This is a genomic window from Providencia sp. PROV252, from assembly GCF_033676005.1.
GTDB lineage: Bacteria > Pseudomonadota > Gammaproteobacteria > Enterobacterales > Enterobacteriaceae > Providencia > Providencia vermicola.
The window spans coordinates 2,380,284-2,405,203 of record NZ_CP096294.1; the positions used below are offsets into that span (position 1 = coordinate 2,380,284).

The following is a 24,920-nucleotide window of genomic DNA, read 5'->3' on the forward strand; positions in this document are numbered from 1 at the left end:
CAATAGTCGAATCTATCAAATTTATATTTATGGTGATTCATTAATCGCAATCAGTATCATCTTCCATGATCGACATATACAATACATTGTTGTATAAACTAATTTATACAAATACATCATTTCAATTTACTAGATGGATAAAATTTAATAGTTATGACTATAAACTCCGAACAAGGAAAAATAAAATGTTTTTGGAACTGGCTATGGTCACTTAACCCAGTTGAAAAACAAGTAAATGACCCAGCAATTAAGTTATTAAATAGCATGAGAATAACTGCGAAATGTAGATTTAATGCATCAGGTAGCCTGAAGAACATTAGTAATTATTCTTTCTTAACCACAACTGTTCTTTCTCTTGGGTTGATTTTTATTCCATTACTTCAAATCACAGGTAAACAACTGCCATACAGTAGCGAGGCATTAACAGCTATTCAAATATTTTTAGCTGTTTCCATCCTTGTTTACTCTGTAGTTATTGCTACGGCAAAATACGAGTTACGTTCAAACTCCCTAGATAACTGTGGTGTAAAGATCAAAGAATTAACCCGAAAACTAAGAAATGATATTTATGAGAGTAAGGATACTGGGGTTAGTATTGACCTCGAAAGCTACCATCGCCGTTATAATAAAATTACAAGTAGCAGTGAAAACCATAAGCGCTGTCACTTTGAGCTTTGTAGATTGCAGACTGTTGATGAATTTAAAATCACAGGTATTAGACGACGCGGATTGTATTGTAAGTCTTACTTTTTATCAGTTATCCCATATATAATTCCAACAATGCTCATGATTATTGAAGTCTTATTCATATCTGATTTGCTAGGTATTAGCTCTATTTTTGTAAGTTATTTTGATACTGAGTCTATGACATCACGTTCCACAGCATATCAACACATAAATATTACAACTAATTCTCAGCTTTAATAATTTATGCTCAATAAATATTACAACTTATTATTTATTGAGCATTCTATATATTACCTGCATCATTTACTTATAAAATAACCCAATCACAAACTTACCAATTGATAGCAAGCTTATGAGTTGTCGATTTTTCTGGTAACCTTACCGTTATCTTCCCTACCTTCCCCCCAAAGCTTTGATGCTCTGCCGTCCCATACGTGGTTATATTCACCAAACACAGCATCTAAGAACGCTTTTTCAAAATTACCCTTATCAGGTCGTTGCTGGTGTGGCTGTCCATTCATGCCAGCTCGTATTTTCTCGCTCCACAATTGTGGTATATGCACTGTAAAAATACGTGATAATCGTACTCAGGAAGCCTTCTGGATTTAAGCTCTTTAATTTTTTATCGGTTAACACGTCGGTATTCCTTTGCGTGATACCGTCATTTTTATATTTTTAGCGACGGTATTAAGTTATCAATTTAATCATTATTATTTCTGATACCGTCAAAATTATCGGTAATTGTCAACTACTAAAGACTGTTAAAAACAAAAAGGCACCAGTAACTAACTGATGCCTTTGGATTTATCGATAACTAAAAACTGTTATCAACAATAACTATATTATTCCCACTCAATTATTTACATCGAACGCAACTTATTGATTTATATAAAACAGAATTAACCTAGTGGGTTATGATACCGTCACCAATACCGTCATAATGAAAAGTGAACAATATTTGTACAACAATCTATCGATACGATTCGAGTAATTTTTCTTTTGCAGCTAAGTCGGTAATACATAAATTAAGGGCCCTTGTGTTTTCATCGGCACGATTAGACTCACGCCCATAGATTTCAAGTGTGCTTCGTAGTTGTCGAGAAAGTTCACTGGCCTTTGCTCTCTCAGTTCGGCAGGTATCGGCGTCAATGGTACCATCAGTTTTTGTTTCCGTGGTACCTGCTTCGAACTGCACGCTGTCAAAGTGATTAAGAACACGCTTAAGTAAATCGTCTGTGCGCATCGTAGCACGTTCTTTCTGTTCATTGTATATCACCACCCTGTTTTGTTGCTCTTCGTCTGCCTGCTTGCGCTGGTCGATGTTAAACGCTAGGTCTTTCTCATCTTCCTGATGCCCTGCAATCTGTTTTGTCATTTGCTGGTTATCAGAAAAAATGCCGCTAGTCATAAAACCAGCGGCAAATGAGAGAGCCAAAGCGATTAAAGCTGTAATCACTTTATTCATGGCATCACCTAGATCAGTGCAAACGCATGTTCAAACACATCATCAACGTACGGCTGCTGACCATTTTCATGACGCACAATGGCTTTAGCTATGTTGATTAATGTTACTTTATCATCAAGGCTGATAACCTCATCAGGCGGCACGCTAATCTCTTTAGCAACACCATTGATATAAGCTCTTGTGTTATTCTCATTGTTTGGCGCCCAACGACTAATTAACCCTGAGACAGTTTTAATTTTATGATTTCGCTGATAATTACGTAGCAGAACCATAAGCGCACGAATACCGTACGTAACGTTTTCAAATCGACAAAAACGCGGCTCTATTGATTTATCAAAAGGCAATTGTCCTTTCCAATTATTGGCCTTGTTATAATCAATATTACCAGGGTTATTATTACGGATCCCTCTGGCACCTGTACTCACATAATTATCTTTAAAGATTTGTTGTTTATCCACTAGGTCACCCCACTTTTTTAATTAACTGCATGACATTGCCGCGCTTAGCAAACAGCGCAGCACAAAGAAAAATATTAGGAATTAAGTTCTGTAAACCAGCTTGATAGCTAGGATCTAGATAGGAATAGACTGGTACCGATATTGAGTACCCTAGAAATGCATAAGCCAGCCAACCACCAAGCTTGCTATACCCTTTGCCATTTCTCACAAAATAAAGGCCACGCAAGAACATAACAAAACAAATAAACGCATTAGTGATAAGCATGAATTTATCGTACGTCATGGCCGTTACCTCCCTTTGGGATATCAGCTTTCTTGTACAGTTTGATACTGAGCTTTACAGAGAGAAGAGAGGCTACGAATGCCCCAAGGGCATCAAGGCTATCAATGTTATACGCATCAGGTTTAACACCGATTAGGCCAGTCATTGAAACAAAGATGGTAGCGAAAGGACTAAAGAATAATAAGCCAGCACCAAGGCTGAGGATTGCAAATACCGAACGTATAGCGAAAGAGAATTCTGTTGCTGCTGTAGTAAAGTAAATAGCGCCAAGAATGGCCCCCATAACAACCTCAGGGGGCAATCCTGAAAAGTAACCTAGAAAGGATGCAAGGCTTAGACCTGTAACCGTTGTGGCATTTTCATTCATGTGTAGCACCATGGTTGAGAAATAACCATGATACTACAGCATAAAAAGATAAACAAAATTCCATAATAGCTTATTTGATTAATATTTCTTCCATCCAGTTGTTGTATTCCTACTCTCAAATGTCGCAAATCTCGAATACATATCACCTGTTGAAGAAATAAATAATTGCCCGACCCTGTTTTGGTTATAACCTGATTCAAAAAGAAAGCCATTTCCTGCGCCGACTGGCGACCATGTCGGGCAATTTACAACACCTATGCTTTGACTTCCTGAAAACACGGGTAGTGATTCATTTCGCAAACTATTATATGAGTTCTCAGTTAATTTATATAACTCGCTTTTATATAAACGAATATCTCCAAGCCAGCCGTTAGCTAAACTCCAACGGACTCTGAAAATATTGTGATCAATACTTTCTATTGTGATTGTCGTCTTGCTTGGCACAACTATCACAGCATCAACATCAACATTAAAATTGCTTTGTGTTGTCAGCGTGTATGTTGATACGCCGAGTGAGCGCATGTACTCGCACACTTCCCCTGCGTTTTGAAATTGTTCATTGCTTCGTGGGTTGTCTGCTGTCAGTGTGTGTATTCGAGTCGGAAAGTCATTATAGAATTGATTGAATGAGCTCGTTATGTTTGATAAGTCTAATGTCTCATCATCATACTCACAGTTATGCTGAATGATGATACACACTCGATTTTGATAATTACCGCCCCGCAAAACAGACAGAGAACATGAGTATATTTCAGCGATACCGTTTTCATTTGTAACACAGCACCCCTCATTCTCCATTGTTCGTATGTCTGGATATCCTGCGTTCATCATTTCATTTCTAAAGTCAGCAGGGTCAAACAGTCCATCCACAGCTAATGAACCGTCGAAATTAAACTTCATAAATCCATACATGCCGTCTGACTTACTTGCAGTTGTGCTTGTATCTCCACCACATGATGTCACAATACAGTTATCTCCGAGCGTCAAACCTTGCCTTTTAGGCTTCATCCCGCCGCGACCTGATATCATACTATCAATGCTTAATGACGAAATTTTCTTTAACTCAGAACCAGAAATAAATTGGCTAACAGGATAAATATCTACACGATTAGCATTATCATCATCTATCCCTGTCCCCTGACTGATATCTCTATTGAATGCAATCTTGTCACCGTAATGCCCGAATTGGTATCTCGCACCCGTAGGGAAAGATTCAGACCTCACCAAGTACGACATATCTTGAGTGCTGTCATTTATGATGTATTTCCGAGTTGTATAGTTTTCATGATTGGGCAATAACAGTATTCTATTATTCCCGTCATGTATAACTGAAATACCCTCTGGGGCACTCCTTGTATCAGTGCAAAGTCTGAGCAATCGCTTACCTGTTTTCCAATCGAAAACTATCACCCATGTTTTGTTTAAGTAATCACCTTCTCCGCCAATGGTTTGATATGATAAATACAACTTGCTATCTATCGTATCTACAAACATTCCCTGCTGACCGAAAAATGTATAAGCATGTTGGTTAACTATTGATTGATAGCCCTGATCTTCAAAGCTAATGATGTGTTTAATTTTTACAAACTTTGGGTTTCTTCCTTTTCTTGCTAAGTCAGCTGAATTTTCAGCAGCATTCAGCCTAACCTCTATATTCTCACCAGTCGATGAGCCGATCATTGACGCCCCTGAGTTGGATTTTATATCAATTCTCAAACTATTATCGGCAACATTAACCCACAATCCATCTGGGTTATCTTCAGTTTTTATGCCTCCGGTTGAGTGTGGCGTTGATCCTGCTGGCACCTGTTTTAAAAAATTACCGTCCCACCGAAAATACAACCTTTCCTCTTCCCAAAATAACGCTTGAAAACGCCCTGTTAATGAGGCTCCTTTTTCAAAAGAGTCAATAAATTGATAGCCTAGTGAGCCGGTTTCTATTGGATCTAATAAAGCAGGCATCCCTAAATTATCAAATCCTATCTGTTTATTTTTCCGCTCAGATGCTTTTGGAAATACTGGTATGTCCGCATCATCAACACGCAAAGTGCGCTTTTCTTTTTTCAATATCGTGCTGTTTACATCTTCTATCTCATCTTTCAGAGTACCTAAATCAACCGCATCACTATCACGTTTAGGTTTGCCAAGGTTAGCAATTCGATAACCTTTAGCATCGAACCAGTTAGCCAGAATGTTTGGGCGCTTTAGGTATAGCGATCCAAGGCTTCCCCATATGCGCTGAATAATCATGGTGAGGTAATCAAATGCATCCTCATGCGTTTCAGCAAAAAACTTACTTTGATTGCGAAATGAGGTTTCTTGTTTGATTGGAATGTCACGTGCAATGCTAATTTTGTGCCCGTTGGCAAGTGGTTTAGTTAAAATTACCTTTCCACCAGCCGACTTGTTAGCGCCTGTTACGGTGTAGTCCGTGCCTAAACGCAGCGTTACAACATTATCCCCGTCGGCATCTGACGTAATAACACTCAATTGGTTTGCTTTAAAAATCCTGAACTTATAATCAAAATCGGTTGTTACTCCGTTTCCTGTATATTCATTACTGCTGATTTCAGTTGAAACAGTCATGGCTATTCTCCACTCGGTTACGTTGGTGTATGATAGCCATTAAAATTCATTAACGGAATATTGTTTACTTTTAAATATAAAAAGATAAACATCCTTGGTGTTTTTTCGGTTACTGTAAAAGACTCACACATAAGATAGGTGATTAATATGAAAGATGTAATTAATTTCCCAGCACCAGAAAATTACGCAGAAAAAGTTAATACAGAAACTGGAATAAAGGAGTTGATGAGCAAATCGAACGTAGAAGAACTACTAAGAAAACTGGATAGTGAAGGATGTGACGTGAGCGCCGCACTCATTGAAATTACGGCAATGATGAATTACATAAATCTGAGCTTGAAAGTTAAAGATAATATAATTACCCACATTGATTACATACGGGAAGAGTTAAATAAATAACCATATATGGATAATTGAAGCACCTATGCGGGGGTGCTTTTTTAATTGCAATTTTAAAACATTATTTTTAGGGCTAACATTTTGAATGCTAATTTTAAATGCCACTTTAAATTTGTTTGTTTTTAATCCATAATAACCACAGAGGTTAATCAGTTATGTCAAAACAGATTAAAGAAAAAGTTCGCAAAACAATTCGGATGACTGATGAACATAAACAGTTGCTCGAAAAAGGTTCTAGAATTTTAGCTGCTGAAATGGCAAAACAACGTGATTTTACTAAACCGATAATGACAAAGGAACAATCAAAAGCATTTTCGGACGCTCTTCATAAAAATATGAACTCAAATGACAACCATGAGTTTGTACTATAGAAAATCTCAGGAAATCAACACATGATAACTTGGGGGTTAATATGTATAGTGATGACATTCAAGAAAAAAGACAATTAGAAACCACTCTGAATTGCGTAATGAAAGGTTACGTATCAAGAGCTACTAACGACCTGCCAGTATTATCAGATGAAAGAATTACTGAAATAATGAAATCTAGGGAAGAAATCTTACGGAGAAGTTATGACGGGTACGAGCTCGAAGAAGCTATATAAATTCTGTGGAAGAGTATTTAAACACCCTAGTTTTGTTGAGCTTTGTAAGCAGTTCCCTGAGTATGAATTATATTTCGTAGCGTTTTCTGACTACTGGAGGATGGGCCCTAGTCATGTGTTTGGTAAGGATGTTTTATGCACCGACCCTGACGCAGCAATTAGAGACCACCTCCGACATGTGCATGTGAACATGGGTAAATACCTACCGCCAAAGGGTTTAGAAGATACCTATACTTGGCGAGAAGAGTGCTGGAATGAATGGGCAGATATGCTTGCAGCTAATGACTCACCAGAAGGCGACCCCATTCGCCGTCATTATAAAATACCTACCAGTAATGCTTTCATTGTTTATTCTGTGAATGAACATAGAGACGCCATTGTTTATGATTTAATACCTGAAAATGCTCACGAAGAAATCAAGAAGCCTGAATTAATAGAAATTTACCTTCAAGAAGTTTTTCGGTTCACGCTTAGTAGAAATATTAATCCATTCCCTACTGATGCAGACATACATCATGACAAATGGCTCCTAACCAACCAGGGCACGCCTGAATAACCCACCATTCTGTTTATCTTTTCGTTTATCATCCCAAATAAAAAATTGCCATAACATAAACAATTTGGTAATTTACATCTTCTGAATTTTGCGCCATAGTGAATATACACCAGCAAAATCTGGTGTCGGGATTGGTCTCCTGCAATATATCTAATAGGCGCACATACCGCGCAAGCGGTTTTTTTATGTGCAAAGCATAGCTACACCTTCTCAATGGTGGGCTGTGCGAGGGCATCGAAAGATGCGCCAGTATCCTATTAGGCTGGTAAGACCAACCTCGTACAGTTCACCACCCAACAGATTGGTCTCTGCGGTGGTGATATTCCAAACTAATAGGAGTATCCATTATGGCTAGCATCAATATTACTGCATCTAATTTAACCCCTGAAATTATTGTCAAATCAGGTCGCCCTGTTACCACAACAAAAGCCGTAGCCGCTTATTTCGTAAAGCAACATCAGCATGTCACGCAAAAGGTTGAATCCCTTGATTGTTCAGAGCATTTTTTAACCAGCAACTTTTCGCTGGTTAACTATGAGCATAATGGGAACACATACAAAATGTATGAAATGACTAAGAATGGATTTGTATTTTTAGTTATGGGATTCACAGGAAAGAAAGCAGCTCAATTTAAAGAAACTTATATCGCTGAATTTGACAGAATGGAATCAGAGCTAGCAGCTAAACGTTATGATGTATTAGGTAATGCAAGCACAGCCAATAAAGCTGACCTGATCGCGCTGGTGGATGAACTACAGAAAGTTATCCATGAAGGTGAGTTTATTCCTGCAGGTCATGCCCTACCAGAATACAGCTTCCCTAAAACCCGTAAGCCTCGTTCACGCATTCTTGAGGACTTCATCAACAACCCTAAAGAAGATGTACTCCACCAGCTTGTAGCGTGGCTTAAGAAAGATGGTCACAATATGGAAGATGCCGAACGTGTGTTAATGCACATTCGTGATTGCATGATGGATATGGCTAAGGCTATCAACACCATTCAAACCCACGCGCAGTATATTGATTCAACAGTTAGTAAGTTGCTGTAAGTATAATGAAGCCCCTTGCGAGGGGCTTTTAATTTACTTTCTTTTTTTTCTAAATTCTAACACCTTCACTAAAGCTTTTTTATATGTTGATTGATTAATTAAATCCATCATTTCAGTTTCATTAAATGGCCTTTTCCAATAGCTCAATGGCTGGCCAGTTTCAGCTGACATTTTACATTTTGTTTTTTCATAATATGATTTTAATGACCACTTAACTTCTGGTGCACACTGATACACAACAGCCATAGCAATTTCACTTGCTGGAGATTGCCTATCATTTAACTTTGGAATATTTTTATCTATACACGAAGAAATTAAAAACTCAGAAGAATAAAGTTCAGCATCAACTTTCAGGCAAAACTCGTCGTCTGGATTTGATTTGTTCATTTTTTCTTGGAAATTTTTATACGAGTTAGGATTATCCTTAGATAAAGGATCTCTATTTTCTTGCTCATAATAATTCATATAACCATTATTCGCGCTTGCCATGAATGAAGCACAAGCAAGTAGCAAAAGTAAATATTTTCTCACCGTTTATCCTTATTTTATTGCCATTTTATATACTTAATAATGAGATACACCAAGATACCCAGCAGCAGCAGACAGTATAAGAACTATAGCAACGCCAAACTCACCTTGATCAATCACACCTTTACGCTCCAAAACAACAATCACAATTAATACCAATACAACTAAAATAAAAATCCCCATAATAACCCCTCATTACGGCGTCATATCTTGAGGTCGCCACCAGTATGTTTGATTGAATTCTTTCTTAGAACGCTTTTCCATTCTTCGTAAATAGCCCGGTGAAAAGTATTCTTGTAGTTGGTTAAATACCATATGATCCAATACTGCTTTTGTATACCATAGGTTTTGACCCGGTATTAAACCTTTGACAAATTTCACAGTATCACCACCTGTCTGCTCTGGTTTACCTTCCACTGCGTTTAATGGTATTCCTTGCGCTAATTTAATTGCATCATCGACTACACCAGCAACAGGACCTAATAATGATGCCAATGCACCAGAACCATATTTAGTATGATCAGATAAAAGGAAATCACCATATAAGCCAAGACCGCCACCTTTAAGCAAGGCTGATAACCAGAATTTATGCCAATTTTCATCAGCCATATCTCTTGGTTTTTTACCTGATGCAATATCATTTATTTGCTGTGATAACGCACCTAATACTGTAGTCCCTGCGATAAATGCAGCAAGGTATGCAACCCTACCACCTGCTGACTGCATCCCCATCGCCCTAGCCCAATGGCGCATAACAACAGAAATAGGGAAAGACTTAAATAAAAAAACGCTTCTTACTAATTCACCTTTCAAGTCACCACGCTGCAACCCAGCGCCGATCATCATTCTTTCTCTTGCCCCTGGTGATATAACAGCCATGTCAACCTCTTCTGTGACAGCGCCTAGCAATTTTCTAGCTGCCTCAAATTTGACACGTTCAGGGTTACCGAAATCAATTAATCTTTCATTTGGAATATGCATAATACTCTCAGGTGTCAACATTGTATTATTGCCATTCCCCCAATCTTCTTGCTCAGCCAAGCGCCATATAGTCCAATCAGTTTCTGTAATGCCTTTACTTTTCATGATCGCTAAATCATGCTCACCAATGCTTTTTATATCTGTATGTCGGCTTACTACATCACCAATACTTCCCATCATGGTAACCCCGAATGCGCGCTTATGAGCATCAGACCATGCACTTAAACCACTAGCACGCATTACCGCATTTGCAGACCAACGGGCAAAAGAAGGCCCCATATTATCAGTGGCCCAACGGTTGATGCTCCCTAGTAATGTTTCCATAGATAAACCAGCTCTGCGCGCTAGCCTTAATTCATCTTTATTTGCAGGGTTTAATGCAGCTAATTGGTTCTTCAATAATTGTGCGGAAGGTAAGTTATTAACTTTGGCTGTTAAATACATAGTACCTAAGTCAGAAAATGAAGACAGCAAGGCAGAACCTAGCCTACTGGCAATTAATATATTTCTTAAGTCATCGAAAAATTTAGCTATATGTACGTTTGCAACTGGCGTTGTTTTACCTGATATAAAGTTATATAAATTTTCAGTACCATCTCTTAGGCGCTTTATTTTACCCGTTTTAGATGGTGCTCCTTTAACTTCTATTTCAGTGACTTCATTCAGTAAGCTTTGGAAAACATGGTCAGGATTAGGGCCATATGTTTCTGTAAGCCCGATATCTTTACTGATCCCTTCAATATGCCCTACCATAATATCCCAAAGCGACTTTTCGCCATAAAGCTGCTGGTACTCTAAATATGATTCAGCATCTTTAAAATGTATTTGCCTTGAAGCATTTCCCCTATTCGCTCTCATTCCTGATACACCAATAGGACGATCATTAATTTTATTTAACCCACCAGTAGCAATGGTCTCATAAGCAGAATCTAAAAATTGTTTTAATTCTGCATCATTCATAACGGAGCCATCTTCCTTTATGTATTTATTGCGGTCTAGTTTACCTATAACATCTGACACCCATTTATCTTGCGTAGCTTTTGCTACACGTTGCATTGAGTGGCTTTGAGGTAATCCCCAATCTTCAAGGTGGCCTATATCACCACCAGCACGATTGAAGCTATTTCTAAGCATGCTTGTAACATTATGCCATGCGGCAGCTCCTTTTTTAGCTCTTGCATTCCTTGTATCCTGCCCTTTCATTTCAAAAATCAAATCACGAACACCGTTCTGATCTTCAAACAACTGAAAGAATTTTGGGTCAACCGCTTCAAAAGCTTCCTGTAATTGACTTAGCGCATAATTAATAGTTGCCTTAGCTCTTGTTTCCACAGACATAAAATTACTTTTACCATCAGCACTAAAGGCTATGGTTCTATTTAGCGCTTCTAACTTACTACCTTGGAAATTATTAATATGCTCATCAAGCCGTTGTCTAGCTGCTATTGTCAAAGCTACTCGGCGTTGTTTTAGATCTGCTTCTCGTTGTAATTCAGCGGCAGCCATCTGCCCTGCTCTTTGTAATCGCTCAGATTCACTTAATAGACGCCATGAGGCAGGATCGTTTCTAGCTAGATTTCTCATGCTACTAATAATCCTGTCCTCTATATTTTGTACTTCTCTGGCTGTTAATTGACGCTTGGATGCATTTTGTATGGCTTCAATACAGGCTGTACGCATAATTTTTATCCTCTAAGAAAACAACTAACAGCAACTTCAAATAAACTGGCATCATGTTTGGCTTCTTCTGCTTGCCTAACCGCTTCGTTATATAAATCAGAAGCTTTAACTTTTGATGAATTTCCAGAATCATCAAGAAAATCAATTTCTAAATTAGGGTTATTTTTCAAAGCTAGTTCGGCTGATTTGAAATCAATGTCGCTATTCTCAGCCTTGCCAGTGATCATTGATTCAGTTTTATTAACTTCATCAGATAAAATTTGAGCCTGATTTCTAGGCTTTGGCGTTGCATAATAATTTACTAGTGCATTATCTGATTGCTCTTCGGCTAATTGCCTTCTTGATAATTCGGCTTTAGCTTCATAGAAACGCCCACCAGATAAGCTATCAGATACAACGCCTTGCTTTGCCTTTAGCTCATTTTTTAAATTGGTTAACTCGTTATCTAATTTACGCAATTCAGCCTGTTTATTTTTTCTAGCAGTAGATAATTGTTTACCACTGCCTTTAGGTTCTGTATTTACTAACGAATTAATCTCACTGTTTTTTTTATCAATTCGATAATTTAAATCATGAATTGAGCTAGTAAGATTTTCACGCTCACCGCGATTAAGTAACCGACTGGCCAACTCATTCAATTCAGTGTTTTTGGCTAGCGATAAAGATGAACCTTCATCGATAATACCTACAGCTTCACGTATAGACGTATCGATTAAAGAGCGCGGCCTATGAACAAGAAATTCTGCACCGTCTAAAATGCTACCAATATCAACAGGGTTTCCTTGAGACAAGTCATTCATAGCCTTATTCATTGCTGCTAAATGACCATCTAGCGACATTGCATTGATTGGAATACCAGGGGGTAGATCAGCTTCTAAATGTAATTGCTGGTTAGCTGTTAAGGCTGCATCAACATGGGGAGTATCAAACTCAGGTAAAGGTACGTTTTCACCACGACTATTTATATACCTCCCCATACCGCCAAAGGCAACACCGAGAACGCCATCGATAGCAATTGCCTGCTTATCATAAACATCATACTGTGATGCCAGTTGATTATAACCACGCTCTTTTAATATCTGCGAGGCAAAGCCACGCTGAGCCATCCCCATTGCAATATTAGATCCTGATGCGTAAACAATATCTGGAGTGGCTCTTGCTGCTGTACCTGCCAATGATGAAAGGGTTCCACCTCTTGCAGTTAATTGAGCGCCTATGCTTTCGGCTAAAATACCACTACCTTTAAAACCTAACGTCATTGGAGTTAATACGCCCAAGCCAGCAAATAACCCCTCACCTGTAGCTTTATTAATTGCGGTGTTTTTATCAACACCATCAGCTCTAAGCTTCTCATAATCTGAAAAGCCCTGAACCCCACCAACTAACATTGCCCCACCTAATGGGCCTCCAATTAAGGCGCCAGTTAAAGCCTCACCGCCTATATCAAATAGGCTAAACATAACTTGTCCTGCTGTGCCAGTAGTCGCCCTATCAGGCGTTAGGCTCCTAACTTGTTTCTCAGCATTTTTTCTTTGCTCCTGTATAAACTGCTCAGAAGTATCATTGATATCAAATTGCTCATTTACCTCTCTGGCTATAGGGGAAACAACAGTATCCGCGATACCCCATAATACCTGCTCAGGTTTAGCTATTAAACCTGAATACAACCCTGTATAGGTAGATGTGAAAGCCCCATCGAAAAAGCCAGCATCATCATTATTGTTTTGAGTTGACCGAATAGCATCGTCTAGCTGCTGGTTAACTCTAATGGGATTTAATCCAAAATAGCTCATAGTGGTATATCCCTTATTTTTTCTTGTGATAAATCAATAAGAACAGGATTTCCATCTTTATAAAGTAAATAACCAGAACCTCTCTTTATTAGGTATTGGCTATCACCTAGACTTTGCATACCAATAGCATCAATAGAAATATTACCTATTGCTGGCTCAAGTTCTTTTAATTCCCGTTTAACCTGATTCTTAAATGTGTCACTATCCATTCCCCAAGGAAGCATCACTCTTCCTCTACCGTTGAAGTCGTAGATTCCGCCAGTAGCTATATTGATTGCTTGCTGCCATATATCTTTGTCATACTCACCATTGATATTTCCATTTTTAGCCATCATCCCAGCGTATGCATCTTTCGCTACTTCATAGGCACTATTGGCACCATCTATATCTCCAGCAAAAACGTCACCAACAAAATCTGCAAATTCCTCTCTCAATTCAGTATCTTTAGGTAAAACAAAATCCTTACCCGATTTCCTTGCCGTTGATCCTTGCACTATAAGCTGTGCGGCTTGTTGTGATGAAACAACAATATCACTGCTCATTCTGTTATATTCAACAGTTAGTTGCGTTGGTTTGCTCATAATCACCCCTGCAACCGCAAGCGAAGTATCTGACTTACTAACTTGCCTCAGTGCAGCTGTATAGCTTTCATTGTTTTTAAGCCCTTGTCTGATAGCATCTAAATACTCAATTTTTTGGCTAGCTGGTGCTTTTTCCATTAATTGAGATAACACCGCTTCTTCTTGTGCTGAAAAAACAGTTAATGGTGTTTGGTAGTTTTTTGAAATATCACCAACAGTACTTGAACGCTGAGTTAATGAGTTTGTAAAATTTTGAATGCTGGAAAAGTCCAACTGGTTTACTTGCTGCCTATCTATACTGAACTGAATAGGATCAGACGCTCTTACCTTATTGACTGTATCAATTGCCCTAGCGAGGGTATCGTAACGCTTGTAGTTATTTGCAGCATCATAATCACCTTTGGGTTTTTTAGATTCCAATAGAGATGCTTGCGCTTGCGGCGATAGGTACTGAACCGTTGCTATATCAGATCCCATTTCCATATTTTTTTGAAATTGTTCATGTTGCTTAATCCCATCGTTTTCACCATAAGCATACTTAAACTCATCCAATGATGGAGGCTTGTTATATGACTCACCTCTCAGGGCTAATGCCTCAGCATCTTTTACCCTGCCATCTAATACTGATTTATATTCTTGTCTTTGCTTATGCTCGGCTGCTTCCCCCTGCTTAATAAGCTGGTATTGCTGAACAGGTGTAAGCATAGGCCACCAAGGAAAACCGCCGCCTTGAGCCTTGCGTATTTCAGGTTGATAAAATGATTTATCTACATCAGGTAATCTAGTTAAGCCAAGCGCTGCTTGAAGACCAGTATTAACTTGATCGTCAGTAACACTGTGCTTGCCTTCTTGCTGCATGATTGCAGTTGTAATGCTTTTCAATGTATCAACATTGGTTACATCGATAGGAATATTAGGATCAACACCCATGCGCTGAGCAACGAAGGCTATATACCCCTCTGTGTCATTACCATCTTTCTTTGGTGCCCAACGGTTAATAATCTGATTTACAGTTACGAAACCTTTTTTTCTATAAGTAATTAAGTTTTTACCAAGCGCTCTAACGCCGTGCTCAGGTGATGCGAACTGAACAAACTCACCATCATCACCTATTTGACCATCCCAAATGTTATCCGATATTCTCAGGTTACCTGGGTTGTTATTTCGACCACCGCGATTATCTTTTATGTTGCCGGGCACACGCATAGATCCGCCAACATCGGAGGGCTCACCTATAACACTAAGAGCCTGAACAGGTGCGCTGGCCATATAATTTTGAGCTGCGCCCCATGCTGCACCATTTCTTATTTTTTCTACATTAACAGCAATCTCTTCATCACTAACGCCACGGGCACGATTGAACTCAACATAGTTATGCTCAGCCAGTGCGATATAGCTATTAAAAGCCTGTGGGTCGCTATAGCTATCCTGTGCATTCTTTAGATTTCCTTCAACAAGGCCATTATTAACACTAGTTTCAAATGCCTGTGTTTCTCTAAGTTCAAATGTTTTAGCTTGATTATGGTATTGGCGACCAAGCACATTACTTTGTTTTAAAAAGTCCTCTCTTGATTTCCCCTCTGGTAAAGACGCCATAAGTTCACCAGCTTTAGTTCTAATGCTATTGAGCGTTTCATCTGATTGCCCCATGGCATTGCGACCAAGCTTAGTGTACAGACCTGTTTTAGGGTTATTCATCAAGTCGTCTGAATACTCTTGCAACTGTAATAAAGCATCTTGCGATAGCGCCACATTAGCCCGTTGCTTCGCTTCTGCGAATAAGCCTGTGTATTGCTCCGCAACTTGCCCCAAACCAGATCCGAAATGCTCAGGGCTAGATTGGACACTAAAACCATTGTTTGGTAGAGGTGATGAGCTAACCTGTTGTTCTTTATACGTTGGTACAATTGGCATATATCACCCCTTAAAATACAAAACGATTGGTACCGCTTTTCTTGGCAATATCAAACATATTGTTGCTTGTACTTCCACCCGCCGCCGCGCCTGATGTACCAGAGAACGGATCCCATGTACCACCAGCCAATTGATATGCGCCGTATGCTTTAATTGGTGCAGTTAATAATGTTGTAGCAGCACTAAAATTACCCTCACGGCGTGCCATTTTTCCCTGTAGTCTGTCATTAGCTGCTTGCATTCGTAAGCCGTACGCTTCACGACTCGCATTATTAACCAGTGTTAAAGCGTCCAGCTCACCCATTGCCGCAGTATCGCTGAACATATCAAGTGCACCAGCCGAACTTAAATCAAGTCCACTCGCTGACATTGCCGCCGCCTGTGAGCCAGCTAATTGCCGTGTGCGTGAACGCTGTTTCTCTGCCTCAGCATTGCCACGATTGATTGAATCATTAGCCGCCTGCTCATTCTGGCGTGCATTTTGGTTGGCTACATCAGCGTTAAATTTTCCTGATTGATACTGTCCATAAGCTTGCATACCTGCAGATGCTAAAACACCGACCGCTAAAATCTCTGGTGAGCACATTATTTCGCCCTCGCATTCATCGTAAATTTATGAAATGGATAGTTAAGCACCCCAATTGGCTGCGCATCTTCTAGTTTGAACCCTAGCCAATGAAGCCACGCCTTTGCAATGTAATTGCGCTCATCAACGTAATTAAGCAATTCAGGGTAGATTTGTAGCATTAGTCCAACGAATGGCTTACAGCGGCGTAGAAAGGCCTTCTGGTGCTTCTCTAAAATATCTGAGCCAACTAACCAAGGAATGCCAACGCCGCCGATAATGGATGCAGGAGACACACCAAAGATAGCCGCTACCTCACCATTGAAAATAGCGGCCCATGATTTTGTAGATAGCTTGATACCTGAGGCTAAAACCTCCTCAGGTGTTGATAGGTTCATTGCATAGAATTCATCGATATCAGCCTGTCTAACATGCGGTACCAATGCTTTAGCGTGCTCTAATGTTGCAGGTACGATTTGAACAATACTCTTTGCCATATTAGAAGCCCCCCACATCTAAACGAGGTATAACAGCTAAGATAGATAGAGGTAATGGATCTGACTGCCTGACATACACACGGCCGTTTTTGCTCCACTGAGCATCGAGGTTAATTTCCACCACACCTGTGGCGTCATCAACTGGGTTGTCGTAGAACTCAAATTCACGCTGTGGGTATTCATACATATGGTCTTTATCTGTACCAGCAAATATTCCTCGACTAGCATTAACAATAAGGCTTGCCACCTTAACCAGTTTCTTTTTGTCTAGTAGTGTTTCTTGCCCGTTGATATGAATATCTAATGTTTCCATATCGCTAACGTACGGTAGACCAATGTGAACTACTACGGCAGGCTCTTCTAATGACACTGCACCACCAGATACCTTTTGCTGAGGTAATACGTTTGCATCGGCTAGAATGCTGATGGTTTTACCTTCGATATGCTGTAACCCTTCAAAACGGAAACGCGCAAAGCCCCATTCGCTTAACGGCTTATCCTGTAGTAATTCAGGCACATCACGATTAGGCGTTACCCGCACCGCATGAGTATTAATAAATTCGGTAATTTCACAACGTAACGTTTTGTTTTCATCGTCTTCAAAATAAGGCAAGTGAATAGCGTTACCGATATCGCTATCTTTAAAAATGGCATTGCTGGCGGTTAAGGCAATATCACCTTCGTACGTCCAGTTATCTACTGTTGTTAGGTGTACGGTGCTAGCATCGTCTTTATTCCTGCCGTCATAGCTAAGCCCTGAATCAACAAAGAAAGCATCCTCTGTCTTAGTGAATAGACGACTACTCAAACGCTCTATATAACGCACAGTACCGCCACCAACTTTACGGCACACAATGAAGTAAACCGCATCTTCATTACCTTCACTGACGCTGCAGGTTGATTCAAATTGCCCGTCAGTCTCTTGTGGTGCCCAAGCAAATACTTGCTGCTCTCTGAGATACGTCAATGAAAGTAATTTACCATCATCACGAATACACCAGGCTATTGAGTAAGGAACGATAGAAAACGCCCAATCAATAATCTGGTGGCGCTGAAAGAGGTGATTAGCCATGATAGTTAAATCGGTGCCTTGGTACCCGTCAACGTCGAATGAATACGCGAGGTCACGCACTGCGCTACCTTTTTCTTGGATGTACAAAGCGATATTAGCAACGGCAATTGGTGGAACATCGCTACAACCATTTGCCCCTTGCGAGGAAAAAGAGAAACTACTAGGCGTTAATACTTTATTCTGATCCCCAGTGATTTGATACTCACCGCCAGACGTTAAGGCCACCAGCGAACCCACATCAATTAAGTGACGAATTTCATTAACTTGGCGTCCTGCATAGGTGTAGATTATACGGTCATCATCTTGTATCGGGTTATTCTTGCCAAAGTCTTTATAGTCCCCACTGCGACTAGCCCAAATCGTTTGAGGATAAGCACGAGAGCCAGCAAAAAATAAGCGTTGCTGATAATACATAACAGTGCTTGGGTAGCCGTCAACATCATTCCAAACCGAACGCGCCCATTTGTACGTAGCGTTTTCTTCGCCTACAGCATTTGATGGAATGTATGAAACAACTTTACCCGTTGCCGTTAAGCCATCGGTACTGACTGAATTGATTTTAACGATACCGAAACCGCTGTGAAGGTACTCCCACTGGATCCCTGCATCACCGCCCCAACCATCCCAACTCATGCCCTCTGTGTGTGACGGTCTTAACGTTCCACTTTTACCTGCAGTATTAGCACGGTAGTAATTAGCAGCTGCACGGCGTTGATCATTAATGTTAGTCGTCTTGTCTGTTTCCCATACTGGCACAGCATCAATAGCCTGTTGCTCAATATAGATTTGCTTACCGACTAATTCAGCACCAAAGATATTATGCGTTGCAGTCAGCGTTACATCACCTGTACTGGCGCTAACATATAGCTTACGCTCTTTATCCGTATTGATATCTTCGAATGGCCCATTGCGCGTTTCAACGGGTACCAGCTTCCAATCGTCATGATCATAACGCTGTAGTTCCATTGGTGGGTAATCAGCATGTACGATAGTCATTACGTCCGCTGACTGTGTGAATTTCAAATTAAATAAGTCAGCCTCTTTGTATGGCGTTGCCAGTTCGAATATTTCGCCTTTGTGCTCACCGTCTGCATAAAGTACTTGCCCACCATCTTTAATCACACGCATGTACTTATCACCCATTTCAAGGGCGTATGTTTGCACTGTGCTGAACTGGAACGGGATCAGGCGACATTTCTTGTTAGGATATTTTGCAGCCGCAATAAACTTAGTGCCTGGTCTATTTTCAATGCCGCCATATTGACGCACAAGAAAGTTTTCACACTTACGCAAAGCGGTTGAATACTTCGCTAAGTCAATGCGCCCATAAAGGCTAGGTGCGATTTCACCGCCAGAAAAACTCGGTTGAATAATGCTATACGCCATTACGATAACCTCGCTTCTGTGAATGGATCCATGTAGTCGTTAGGCTCCGATGATTCATCAAGAGAATGCGCACCAGCGTTAGCAATCGCCATGGTATAAATCTGTAGGGCTTCATTACCCATACCAGCATTTGAAGCCAATGGGCGTGCTAGTTCGCTAGCTAAACGCCATGCCAGTGCATCAATAAATAATGAGTCGAACATATTCACATCAGTGACTGACGCAGTGTATTGGAGCCAAGCTTGCGGCTGGTCGCAGTAAATCAGTTTTCCTGTGCCGTCAGCATCCGAACCAACTAGAAAATTAATCGCATTGTGCGGTTGAGGATATTTCTGGCCAGATTGAATAATCGCTATTGCCTTTAAACAGTCGGTTGGGTAGCTGTAGGCAAACTTCCAGTCTGGTGGCGGGTTATTAGTATCAGCCAACGCAACGCGCTTACTTGCAAAGTTCCACGGAAAATCAGACAGAGTCGTATCGCGGCAATGATTGAAGTGTAAATTGCATTGCTCCGCTTCTTTGCTCTTTTCGCTTAGACTATTAATGAATCGGCTATTACCGATGCGACTAAGTGCCAAGTTGCAGATTTCGATTTCTGAGGCCATTACTCACCCCCATCAAACAAAACATCTGCCGCCGATTTGGTATCACCTGATCCCAAGGCCAGATCTGTTATCTGCAAATCAACTGATGTTGTTTTTTTGCCTTCTCGCTCATCGGTACGTTTAGATTTAATTTTGGCTATACCAGACAATTCAATTGATTCGCCAACATCAGGGATGGTTGCGCCTAGCTTTTCTAACGTTTCATTGTCCAGATAGAGAGTTAGACCGTAAGGATATTCATCACGTGTTTCGCTCTCACCTTTGGAATTCTCAAAAGTTTCTGTGCTAATTTTTAAGTTGACCATTTTCATTGTCTGTATCTCCAAAAGAAAAAAGGGGCTTTCGCCCCCTTTAGCATCGGGGGTTACACCCCAAGTTCTTTGCGTTTTTCATCTATCGCGGTACGCATTTTATCTGCGCCCATGTTGTGATGAGGTGCTTTACCAAACAGTTGTGTGTACTGTTCGCGCAAAGCTTCAAGGCTAGAATCAACCGTATCGCCTGATCCACTGATAACAGTATTGGTTACAACCTCACTACTATCACCACTAGCCCCATCAACCAAAGCGTCAGTATCAGGTTTAGCATCATCACCACCAATCAACTTTAAGTTGCTGCCAGCAATACCGCTGTATTCAACCTCCTCACCAACTTCAAGCAGACGACCAGCGATAAATGATTTTTTCAAAACTTTATATCGTGACATGTCACACCTTAATTAGTTACAGCGTTGTAGATAGGATGAGCATCAACATTAAGTACGATGCCAGCCGTAAACTTACCTGCGGTTAATGGACCATCTGTGACAACGTAACGAAGACGCAGATACTTAATGACACCATGAGGAACGGTACCGACAATGCGCTTACCTGCATTTAAATCAGCAATAGGCATTTCAACGGATTTAAACAATGCAACAGGCGTTGTAAATGCTTTATCTGCTGATGTTTCCAGTACGATTTGTACTTTTGCTTCACCTGCCGCTGTAGCTTGCTCAGAAACCTGTGCAAACAATTGCAACGGTTCACCGATACCGATATCACGGAAATCACCTTTAACTGGCGTTAGGTCAATAATACTGGTCGCAGTCGCTGATGCAGTCACTGCTTGGTCGAGAGAAAATAGGGTTTCTTTATCTAAAATCATGTTGCGAACTCCCAACAAAATTAAGTTAGCGGTACCCATTCAGGCACCGCACAATAGGTCAGCCTTGCTTACGTACCACTTGATCCTCAGTTGTAAGAATTGCATCGGTACGGCGCACAGGGATTTCATCAAAAGAAACAACCTTCTTCCCTGCAACTTCTTGCATAGAAATATTGACGTTCTTTGAGTTTTTAATCTGGCGGCGCATCCAGCTACGAACTTGCTGATTGCAATAGAAAACAGGTTTACCCATAGACAGGTTTGGAATTTTCTCAATCGCCTGAATCAGTAAATCAGGTAAATCGATAGCACCTGTTGCCTCTGGATCTTTGGTTAACTTGGATAGGTCAACGTTAGCGATGCGTACTACATAACGCCAGTCGCGAACAGTTAAACCATTTTCCCATTTGAAATGGGTGCGATAACCTTGATATTTACCGCCATTTTCATCATCCAGCGTGACTTCGCCTAAATGCTGTTGTTCAAGTCCAGCCTTGGAACCTTTAGGGTAAATACCATGAATCGTATTTTGTCCCCATACCACTAACCAGATAGAGGTTAAATTACTACCAGTGCCACCAGCATCAATGATGTTAACGGCGTTCTTAGCACTAAGATCATTAAAGCGCGCAGACAAGCCAGTAAAACGCTGAGCGTGAATGCTTGTATCACCGTAGAAAAGAGTTTCAGCCATTTGCTGGTTCATGGATTCAATGAATGCTTGCGCTTCTGACAATAAAAACTCACTAGTATTTCCATTTAAATCAGCCAGCTTCTTATCTACTTCTGAGTAAGTTTCCAACATACCAATGGTATCTGTAACTTGCGCCGTTGTTGATTTGCTTGGTTGAACACCATAGTTCAATAAGCGCCATGTTGCAGATGGTAAACCAGTACGAACAGTTGTACGGTGCCCTGTCGGTAAGTTCCCCTCAGAAAACACCATGTCATCAAGAATTTCGTTAGACTGATTGAGCAGTTCAACGATCTTCGCTTGCTTGCTGTTTGGGTCTTGGCGCTTAGCCCAATCAGTTAAAGTTAAAGCTTGAGGCATAATTTATCTCCTATACCTTATTTACTATCACCAAAAAGAACATCCGCAGTGCTGCGAGCGTTTTCACTGCTACCACCAACAAAACCGTCCTCAGACATGGCCTTGCCAATTCTTGAAAAAATGCGGAATAACTCAGGATGATTACCTAGTCCTGAATCATTCAAATATTGCTTAAGCTCTGGCGTACCGAACTGATCCATAGCTTTTTGTGCGTTACCAATAGACTCAACGGAACCAAGTTCTTTATCTGCTTTGACCGTTTCTGCCCATTCGGTTACTTGCTTTTGCCATGCGGCCTCTTGCTGTTTTGCAATTTGCGGCATGATCGCAGAGCCGTACATGTCAACAATCTTTTGCGCTTGCTCGTTGCTTAAACCAAGTTCACGGGCAAGCGGTTCAAACGCCGCTACCGCTTCTTTATCCAGCTCCTGACCTTCGCCAGCCGTAAACTCATACTTTTCAGGCGCAGCGCTTACAGGCTTCTTGTCATCACCTTTTGGCTCAGCATTGGCCTTATCATCAGCCTTACTAGGCTCTGTACCTGCAGGCGCTGGATTATCACCATTTGCTGGCGCATCTTGTTTTGCTGGTGCTGGATCTTGTGCTGGCGCTCCGCTGCCACCTTCACCACCATCAACTGAAACCTCATTACAAAGGCGACGAAACAGTAAGCGTTGAAATAAATTCATTGATTGTTCTCCTGTTCTTTGGCTTCTTCTGCCATGACCAGATAGAGATCAGGGCAAACACTCATTACATCGTTAAACAGCTCCAATCCCTTATTACGTCTACCTTCATTGAATGAAGTGATATAGGGATCAGACGTAAATGAAACTTCAAAAACACCACTGGCAGATAGTGTTTTCCAGATAAAACGACGACCATATTCAGTGCTCATAACCTGTTTTAAATCATCGTCTTCACGTTCTTTTCTCTGCTTGGCCTTAAGCTCTAAATCAGCCTGAATCGCTACCTTTTCCTCTTCGGTGTAATCATCAAGCTGTGTCATTGGCCACCACCAGCAAGCGCAGCTAAGGCGCTGTTATCATCCATAGGTGTATTTCCAAGAGCCTGAGCACCAGCAACCGCCTCTTGTGCCATTTGCATTTGTTGCATCTGCTGCTGTTGCTCTGCACGCTGCTGGCGTATAGCGGCTACTTGGTCATTGGATGAAACGATAGTCGGTGAAATACCGATTGATTCAGCGTAGTTATCAATCATTTCGTCAGTGTTCAGCTTGTCGAGTGCTTCTGGTTTGAGTTTCGATAAACCACCAACAAAGCCAACGAAACGCTCAACACTGTTAACACCAACAGATTTCTGCGCTTGTGCCATGACGGAAATGTATTCAACCTTAAGCTGCATACCCTGCATTTCTTCTGGCGGCACAGGTAATAGGTTTTTACGCGCCATGATTGCGAACGTACGATTAATTAACTTGTCGAGTAGTTCAGAATCTAAACGCTGCAAGACAGGCCCTAACATGAGCAGCTTTTCTTCACGCATTTCAATTACTGCCTCAACGGGCATTGAGCGTGTGTTTACAGACTGCATCATCATGAAAAGGTCAGAGAAATAGGCTTCTTTGATTTGATTGCGAGTATCGCCAATGTCAGCAATCAAGCCGTTAATGTCGGCTTGTACTTGAAATATCGGTTTAATCATCTGGTCAGCGCCAGCCATTGGTAAGTAAGTTATTCCACCCGGCACAAGAGAAATGCGCTGATTCTTAATTGATGCGGGCGCTTGCATCGGTGGATTGGTAACTTTATCAATCTGCTGTGCTTTACGGCGTTGTAATAGCTGCAATGCTTTAACGCTACCCAGTGCAATCATACCAGGGCATGATGAACCGTAGACGTCCTCGCCATTCACTTCCCAACGTGGCGCCATAATAGGGAATTCATCAAAGCCAGATTCGCGTAGAACGCGTTCACTATCGCCACCCATTTCAAAGTAAACGGACTTAAATAGCTTGTTCTTGGCGTCCAACTTGCCGCTGATGCGGTTTAAATTTGGGTAGACCGAATGAATAACAGTAATCCATTGGCTATAGTTGCCAGAATCCCATAGGCTTTTAACCTGCTCACTCACTTTGTCTAGCCCGAACTCCATTACCAGTTGACGCACTGTCATGCTGAATTCACGGAAACATGTGTCTACGGTTAAGTCAGGGCCATTCGCAATGTAATAGCTACCAACTGGAAAAGGTACCGTACGAATGACGCGCTCGTTATCTTCCAGCACAGCTAAGGCGCTGGTGGCAAAGGTGCCAATATCTGAATAGGTTTGCGGTAATGATTGATAAATGTTTGAACGGTTGAATACTTCGTTCATGCGCTGCTCAACAACCTCAAGCCACATTTTGACAGGGCTATAATTCATCATATCAGGGTCTGGCGTAGCTAATCGGAACCACTTACGAGCAGGACTAGTTATCCCTGACATCATACCACTTGATAAAGTACGCTCTGACTTAGCCGCTTCTTGGTCGATGATTTTCGTATTACGTCTATCACCGCGATTGACTTCTGATGTGTTAAAACGAGTGCTACGAGGGCGCGTATACTCTGCAAGCTCTTTCCAGTGCGGCTCAAATGATTGGCGCTCATTCTTAAGCTGTGAGAGTTGTTTTAATAAATCCTGCTTTAAACTCATACCGCC

General features: G+C 40.9%; 27 protein-coding genes. 5 read left to right on the forward strand and 22 right to left on the reverse strand.

What is annotated here, in order from left to right; all coding sequences use genetic code 11:
* Positions 1-153 precede the first annotated feature (153 nt).
* Entirely contained in the window at positions 154-924 is a 771-nt protein-coding gene (locus M1F05_RS10930) for an SLATT domain-containing protein (protein ID WP_206086193.1), read from the forward strand.
* 113 nt (positions 925-1,037) lie between these two features.
* Here M1F05_RS10930 and M1F05_RS10935 read toward each other — a convergent pair whose 3' ends face one another.
* From M1F05_RS10935 to M1F05_RS10960, 6 genes are all read right to left on the reverse strand, one after another.
* Entirely contained in the window at positions 1,038-1,208 is a 171-nt protein-coding gene (locus M1F05_RS10935) for a hypothetical protein (protein WP_206086194.1), read from the reverse strand.
* 449 nt (positions 1,209-1,657) lie between these two features.
* Positions 1,658-2,152 carry a hypothetical protein gene (locus M1F05_RS10940; protein ID WP_206086195.1) on the reverse strand — a complete coding sequence of 165 codons (495 nt, stop codon included), beginning with the start codon at positions 2,150-2,152 and terminating at the stop codon, positions 1,658-1,660.
* Positions 2,153-2,160: 8 nt separating this feature from the next.
* Complete coding sequence (locus tag M1F05_RS10945; RefSeq protein WP_412990541.1) at positions 2,161-2,610, reverse strand: structural protein; 450 nt, start codon at positions 2,608-2,610, stop codon at positions 2,161-2,163.
* A gap of 4 nt (positions 2,611-2,614) precedes the next feature.
* The gene (locus tag M1F05_RS10950; RefSeq protein WP_206086196.1) at positions 2,615-2,893 is read right to left on the reverse strand and encodes a phage holin family protein; all 279 of its coding nucleotides are present in this window, start codon (positions 2,891-2,893) and stop codon (positions 2,615-2,617) included.
* The gene (locus tag M1F05_RS10955; RefSeq protein WP_036957679.1) at positions 2,880-3,260 is read right to left on the reverse strand and encodes a putative holin; all 381 of its coding nucleotides are present in this window, start codon (positions 3,258-3,260) and stop codon (positions 2,880-2,882) included. The genes M1F05_RS10950 and M1F05_RS10955 overlap by 14 nt, the downstream gene beginning before the upstream one ends.
* A 78-nt stretch (positions 3,261-3,338) precedes the next feature.
* Complete coding sequence (locus tag M1F05_RS10960) at positions 3,339-5,846, reverse strand: hypothetical protein (RefSeq protein WP_318825845.1); 2,508 nt, start codon at positions 5,844-5,846, stop codon at positions 3,339-3,341.
* Between the two features lie 147 nt (positions 5,847-5,993).
* Here M1F05_RS10960 and M1F05_RS10965 point away from each other — a divergent pair, with 147 nt between their 5' ends.
* From M1F05_RS10965 to M1F05_RS10980, 4 genes are all read left to right on the forward strand, one after another.
* A complete protein-coding gene (locus tag M1F05_RS10965) occupies positions 5,994-6,245 on the forward strand; it encodes a hypothetical protein (RefSeq protein WP_206086623.1) in 252 nt (83 codons plus the stop codon).
* A gap of 155 nt (positions 6,246-6,400) precedes the next feature.
* A complete protein-coding gene (locus M1F05_RS10970) occupies positions 6,401-6,616 on the forward strand; it encodes a hypothetical protein (RefSeq protein ID WP_206086622.1) in 216 nt (71 codons plus the stop codon).
* Positions 6,617-6,817: 201 nt separating this feature from the next.
* On the forward strand, positions 6,818-7,405 hold the full coding sequence (locus M1F05_RS10975; RefSeq protein ID WP_206086621.1) for a type II toxin-antitoxin system YafO family toxin: 588 nt from the start codon (positions 6,818-6,820) through the stop codon (positions 7,403-7,405).
* A gap of 347 nt (positions 7,406-7,752) precedes the next feature.
* The gene (locus M1F05_RS10980) at positions 7,753-8,454 is read left to right on the forward strand and encodes a Rha family transcriptional regulator (protein ID WP_272516274.1); all 702 of its coding nucleotides are present in this window, start codon (positions 7,753-7,755) and stop codon (positions 8,452-8,454) included.
* Positions 8,455-8,487: 33 nt separating this feature from the next.
* Here M1F05_RS10980 and M1F05_RS10985 read toward each other — a convergent pair whose 3' ends face one another.
* Genes M1F05_RS10985 through M1F05_RS11060 form a run of 16 tightly spaced genes read right to left on the reverse strand, consistent with a single transcriptional unit; the run spans position 8,488 to position 24,914 of the window.
* On the reverse strand, positions 8,488-8,985 hold the full coding sequence (locus tag M1F05_RS10985) for a hypothetical protein (protein ID WP_272516273.1): 498 nt from the start codon (positions 8,983-8,985) through the stop codon (positions 8,488-8,490).
* A gap of 33 nt (positions 8,986-9,018) precedes the next feature.
* Complete coding sequence (locus tag M1F05_RS10990; protein ID WP_272516272.1) at positions 9,019-9,165, reverse strand: hypothetical protein; 147 nt, start codon at positions 9,163-9,165, stop codon at positions 9,019-9,021.
* A 12-nt stretch (positions 9,166-9,177) separates the two neighbouring features.
* Entirely contained in the window at positions 9,178-11,643 is a 2,466-nt protein-coding gene (locus tag M1F05_RS10995) for a hypothetical protein (protein WP_272516271.1), read from the reverse strand.
* Between the two features lie 5 nt (positions 11,644-11,648).
* The gene (locus M1F05_RS11000) at positions 11,649-13,436 is read right to left on the reverse strand and encodes a hypothetical protein (RefSeq protein ID WP_272516270.1); all 1,788 of its coding nucleotides are present in this window, start codon (positions 13,434-13,436) and stop codon (positions 11,649-11,651) included.
* The gene (locus M1F05_RS11005) at positions 13,433-15,931 is read right to left on the reverse strand and encodes a hypothetical protein (protein WP_272516269.1); all 2,499 of its coding nucleotides are present in this window, start codon (positions 15,929-15,931) and stop codon (positions 13,433-13,435) included. The genes M1F05_RS11000 and M1F05_RS11005 overlap by 4 nt, the downstream gene beginning before the upstream one ends.
* A 10-nt stretch (positions 15,932-15,941) precedes the next feature.
* Entirely contained in the window at positions 15,942-16,517 is a 576-nt protein-coding gene (locus M1F05_RS11010) for a hypothetical protein (protein WP_272516268.1), read from the reverse strand.
* Positions 16,517-17,011, reverse strand: a complete 495-nt coding sequence (locus M1F05_RS11015; protein WP_272516267.1) for a hypothetical protein — start codon at positions 17,009-17,011, stop codon at positions 16,517-16,519. The genes M1F05_RS11010 and M1F05_RS11015 overlap by 1 nt, the downstream gene beginning before the upstream one ends.
* Complete coding sequence (locus M1F05_RS11020; RefSeq protein ID WP_272516266.1) at positions 16,995-19,451, reverse strand: hypothetical protein; 2,457 nt, start codon at positions 19,449-19,451, stop codon at positions 16,995-16,997. Before M1F05_RS11020 ends, M1F05_RS11015 begins: the two co-directional genes overlap by 17 nt.
* Positions 19,451-20,056: a hypothetical protein gene (locus M1F05_RS11025; RefSeq protein WP_206086612.1), complete on the reverse strand. Its 606-nt coding sequence runs from the start codon at positions 20,054-20,056 to the stop codon at positions 19,451-19,453. Before M1F05_RS11025 ends, M1F05_RS11020 begins: the two co-directional genes overlap by 1 nt.
* Positions 20,056-20,367 (reverse strand): capsid staple protein, encoded by a 312-nt coding sequence (gp10, locus tag M1F05_RS11030; protein WP_164528787.1) that lies wholly within the window; start codon positions 20,365-20,367, stop codon positions 20,056-20,058. The genes M1F05_RS11025 and gp10 overlap by 1 nt, the downstream gene beginning before the upstream one ends.
* A gap of 53 nt (positions 20,368-20,420) precedes the next feature.
* Complete coding sequence (locus M1F05_RS11035; RefSeq protein WP_036964049.1) at positions 20,421-20,762, reverse strand: hypothetical protein; 342 nt, start codon at positions 20,760-20,762, stop codon at positions 20,421-20,423.
* Between the two features lie 8 nt (positions 20,763-20,770).
* A complete protein-coding gene (locus tag M1F05_RS11040; protein WP_206086611.1) occupies positions 20,771-21,202 on the reverse strand; it encodes a Bbp16 family capsid cement protein in 432 nt (143 codons plus the stop codon).
* Positions 21,203-21,260: 58 nt separating this feature from the next.
* Positions 21,261-22,256, reverse strand: coding sequence for a major capsid protein (locus M1F05_RS11045; RefSeq protein WP_206086610.1), 996 nt, complete (start codon positions 22,254-22,256; stop codon positions 21,261-21,263).
* 17 nt (positions 22,257-22,273) lie between these two features.
* Positions 22,274-22,945, reverse strand: coding sequence for a peptidase (locus M1F05_RS11050; protein WP_206086609.1), 672 nt, complete (start codon positions 22,943-22,945; stop codon positions 22,274-22,276).
* Positions 22,942-23,265: a hypothetical protein gene (locus M1F05_RS11055; protein WP_206086608.1), complete on the reverse strand. Its 324-nt coding sequence runs from the start codon at positions 23,263-23,265 to the stop codon at positions 22,942-22,944. The genes M1F05_RS11050 and M1F05_RS11055 overlap by 4 nt, the downstream gene beginning before the upstream one ends.
* Positions 23,262-24,914 (reverse strand): portal protein, encoded by a 1,653-nt coding sequence (locus tag M1F05_RS11060; protein WP_206086607.1) that lies wholly within the window; start codon positions 24,912-24,914, stop codon positions 23,262-23,264. Before M1F05_RS11060 ends, M1F05_RS11055 begins: the two co-directional genes overlap by 4 nt.
* Between the last annotated feature and the right edge of the window lie 6 nt (positions 24,915-24,920).

Coding starts and splice junctions, on each gene's coding strand:
- M1F05_RS10965 (WP_206086623.1), top strand. CDS start 5,994: ATGAAAGATGTAATTAATTTCCCAGCACCAGAAAATTACGCAGAAAAA.
- M1F05_RS10935 (WP_206086194.1), bottom strand. CDS start 1,208: ATGAATGGACAGCCACACCAGCAACGACCTGATAAGGGTAATTTTGAA.
- M1F05_RS10940 (WP_206086195.1), bottom strand. CDS start 2,152: ATGAATAAAGTGATTACAGCTTTAATCGCTTTGGCTCTCTCATTTGCC.
- M1F05_RS10970 (WP_206086622.1), top strand. CDS start 6,401: ATGTCAAAACAGATTAAAGAAAAAGTTCGCAAAACAATTCGGATGACT.
- M1F05_RS10995 (WP_272516271.1), bottom strand. CDS start 11,643: ATGCGTACAGCCTGTATTGAAGCCATACAAAATGCATCCAAGCGTCAA.
- M1F05_RS10960 (WP_318825845.1), bottom strand. CDS start 5,846: ATGACTGTTTCAACTGAAATCAGCAGTAATGAATATACAGGAAACGGA.
- M1F05_RS11045 (WP_206086610.1), bottom strand. CDS start 22,256: ATGCCTCAAGCTTTAACTTTAACTGATTGGGCTAAGCGCCAAGACCCA.
- M1F05_RS10975 (WP_206086621.1), top strand. CDS start 6,818: ATGACGGGTACGAGCTCGAAGAAGCTATATAAATTCTGTGGAAGAGTA.
- M1F05_RS11015 (WP_272516267.1), bottom strand. CDS start 17,011: ATGTGGGGGGCTTCTAATATGGCAAAGAGTATTGTTCAAATCGTACCT.
- M1F05_RS11025 (WP_206086612.1), bottom strand. CDS start 20,056: ATGGCCTCAGAAATCGAAATCTGCAACTTGGCACTTAGTCGCATCGGT.
- M1F05_RS11035 (WP_036964049.1), bottom strand. CDS start 20,762: ATGTCACGATATAAAGTTTTGAAAAAATCATTTATCGCTGGTCGTCTG.
- M1F05_RS10980 (WP_272516274.1), top strand. CDS start 7,753: ATGGCTAGCATCAATATTACTGCATCTAATTTAACCCCTGAAATTATT.
- M1F05_RS11040 (WP_206086611.1), bottom strand. CDS start 21,202: ATGATTTTAGATAAAGAAACCCTATTTTCTCTCGACCAAGCAGTGACT.
- M1F05_RS11055 (WP_206086608.1), bottom strand. CDS start 23,265: ATGACACAGCTTGATGATTACACCGAAGAGGAAAAGGTAGCGATTCAG.
- M1F05_RS11010 (WP_272516268.1), bottom strand. CDS start 16,517: ATGTGCTCACCAGAGATTTTAGCGGTCGGTGTTTTAGCATCTGCAGGT.
- M1F05_RS11060 (WP_206086607.1), bottom strand. CDS start 24,914: ATGAGTTTAAAGCAGGATTTATTAAAACAACTCTCACAGCTTAAGAAT.
- M1F05_RS10955 (WP_036957679.1), bottom strand. CDS start 3,260: ATGAATGAAAATGCCACAACGGTTACAGGTCTAAGCCTTGCATCCTTT.
- M1F05_RS11020 (WP_272516266.1), bottom strand. CDS start 19,451: ATGGCGTATAGCATTATTCAACCGAGTTTTTCTGGCGGTGAAATCGCA.
- M1F05_RS10930 (WP_206086193.1), top strand. CDS start 154: ATGACTATAAACTCCGAACAAGGAAAAATAAAATGTTTTTGGAACTGG.
- M1F05_RS11000 (WP_272516270.1), bottom strand. CDS start 13,436: ATGAGCTATTTTGGATTAAATCCCATTAGAGTTAACCAGCAGCTAGAC.
- gp10 (WP_164528787.1), bottom strand. CDS start 20,367: ATGAAAATGGTCAACTTAAAAATTAGCACAGAAACTTTTGAGAATTCC.
- M1F05_RS11050 (WP_206086609.1), bottom strand. CDS start 22,945: ATGAATTTATTTCAACGCTTACTGTTTCGTCGCCTTTGTAATGAGGTT.
- M1F05_RS11005 (WP_272516269.1), bottom strand. CDS start 15,931: ATGCCAATTGTACCAACGTATAAAGAACAACAGGTTAGCTCATCACCT.
- M1F05_RS10990 (WP_272516272.1), bottom strand. CDS start 9,165: ATGGGGATTTTTATTTTAGTTGTATTGGTATTAATTGTGATTGTTGTT.
- M1F05_RS10950 (WP_206086196.1), bottom strand. CDS start 2,893: ATGACGTACGATAAATTCATGCTTATCACTAATGCGTTTATTTGTTTT.